The sequence below is a fragment of the Lacihabitans sp. LS3-19 genome, from assembly GCF_024343575.1.
Classification (GTDB): Bacteria; Bacteroidota; Bacteroidia; order Cytophagales; family Spirosomataceae; genus Leadbetterella.
In genome coordinates this window covers 1-2,288 of sequence record NZ_RJUA01000066.1, presented here as the reverse complement: position 1 = coordinate 2,288, position 2,288 = coordinate 1, and the positions used below count along the sequence as shown (strand labels likewise).

Sequence of the window (2,288 nt, the reverse complement as noted above, 5' to 3'; positions counted from 1 at the left end):
CTAGAGCAGTGGCTTTTAGTATTGCTTGGCCGCTGGCGTCTAGATATAGCTTGGCTGGTTTGGTAATTATTACTGGAAACTTGGTGTCTTTTACTACCAAGCTGAGGTCAGTTACCAAAACGTTGTCGTTTTTGTCGGTTGCCCTTATATTTACTGTTTTTGACTTGGTTTCGCAGGTTATTATTTCCGAAATAATATCTATGGATTTTAAACCACAGGCATCATATATATTCAAATTTGGGGTGTTTTTGTCCAGTATCAGCTCCGCACCCTTGTCTAGCTCTATTTCTAGCTTTTTGCTGCTTTGATAGGGCAGCGTGTTGTCCACTACTTTCACAACGGCCGAGGCCTTGGATACGTTGCCAGAGGCATCGGTAGCGATGAGGTCAACACTGTTGAAACCTACGTTTTCGCAGCTAAATACAGATTTGCTCAAACTTAGTTTGTGTACGCTACATTTGTCAAATGTGCCAAAATCTATGTCCTCTGGGTTTAAGGTGGCATATCCATCAAAGTTTAAGAAGATCACAGCATTTTTAGTTGATACTTGGGGGGCTGTTACGTCCAGTACCGTCACCGTACACCATTGGGTGGTTTGGTTGCCTGCGGCGTCTTTTACGCTTACACTCACCAGATTTTTGCCCATATTGTCACAGCCAAACTGGGTCTTGCTGAGCTCGATGCTGCTTATATTGCAGTTGTCAGTGATGCCATCGTTTATCTGGGCTAAGGTCAATGCAGCTATTCCATCTGACGAAAGGTTGATGACGGCGTCTTTGAGCCTCACCACTGGTGCCTGGTTGTCAACCACCGTCAGTGTATTTGTGCAGGTACTTGATGAACCATAAATGTCAGTTACTGTCAGCGATATATTATAAACTCCCACTCCAAATGGACCGACAGGGCTGATACTATAAGTGATGTCATCGCCATTGGGGTCACTTGAGCCTGCTCCTATTTGTGCTGCTGTAACCGTGGCCTGACAGTTAGATCCTATAGATACTGTCAGTGGTGTGCAGGCTGCTATTGGAGGAACATTGAGAGCTACTGAACTTATACCTGAGCCAATGGCTGTATCTATATATGGAAAAGGGTTGAACGGCGAGGGAGGAATAACTACCCTGATGACCTCTATGAGCTCTACTTCGTAGGTTTGGCCAGAGATCAAGTTTGTCAAAGTATAGGTTCGGAGCGAACTGCTGATGTTATCTATCGTTGTCTCTAATCCGCCAACAGGCTTGTATTTAATCTGGTACCTATTCAAGGTCACTGAAGGTGGGTTGATATTCACATCAGTCTCACCCCAGATGATGGTGATGCTATTGGTATTACCCACCTGCATTGCCGAGGTGATCAAGGTTTTTGAAAATCCTATTCCAGAAGAAAATACCAAGAAAAGGAGTAAAGCTAATTTTTTCATTGTTCTAATTAATTTTAGTTTTTTCATTTTTTGATTTCTTTTGGTAGGTTTTCAAAAATACTGTTGTTGGTTGAGTTTACACCACACGGGCTTTCAATTTTGGTTGCAAACACTGCACCTGCTCTGGTTTCAAAGCCTGGCAAAAGTTCTATTGCATTGCCAGACTTGAAAAGCACATTGGCGTTCAGTTCTATCTTGTTTAGAGCTATGGTATATGCCACAGCAGTCTGTATATAAACACCGCTGATGGGGGTGAGATTGACGATGTTTAGTGCTTCTGCCGAGCCTGACATAGACAATGTAGCGGCACTAGAAATAGCAGAACAGCCGTTTTTGCTAACCACGCAGCGGTATTGGTAGTTATTATATCCAATTGGCGGGAAGGCCAGACTCAAGGTAGCGGTGTTATAACCAGAATAAACTGCACTTGCTGCAACTGGAACAAAACCTGTTCCTAGGTTTACCTCCCATTGGTAAGTTACTTCTTGCAAGTTTGTTTGTACCGTAAAGGTGGCGTTGTTGCCTTGGCAAATACTTACGTTTTGAGGCTGATTGATTATAGGTGGCCCACTACTTATCGTTACACTCGTGGTCGCCGTTGCAGAACTACAGCCGCCACTTGCTGCTATCGTGTAGGTTACCGTATAAACGCCTGCCGTACTGCTGCTTGGCGTGATCTGGCCTGTGGTTGCATTGATTGTTAAGCCTGCTGGGGCTGAAGTAAATCCGCCACCTGTCGTGCCTGTTATATTTACACTTGCTGGACTGGCTGTACTACAATACGGTGTGCCGGCATAGCTGATAGTGGCACTTGGGTTATTTGTAATCGTTACACGCGTGGTCGCCGTTGCTGAACTACAGCCGCCAC

The 2,288-nt window shown here is 44.6% G+C and carries 2 protein-coding genes; both read right to left on the bottom strand.

Translation table 11 applies throughout. The annotated features are described in order from the left end of the window. A partial coding sequence (locus tag EGI22_RS15315; protein ID WP_255069319.1) for a fibronectin type III domain-containing protein occupies nt 1-1,447 on the bottom strand: 1,447 nt, incomplete at its 3' end. Further along, a partial coding sequence (locus tag EGI22_RS15310; RefSeq protein WP_255069318.1) for a 3-coathanger stack domain-containing protein occupies nt 1,444-2,288 on the bottom strand: 845 nt, incomplete at its 5' end. The genes EGI22_RS15315 and EGI22_RS15310, both read right to left, overlap by 4 nt.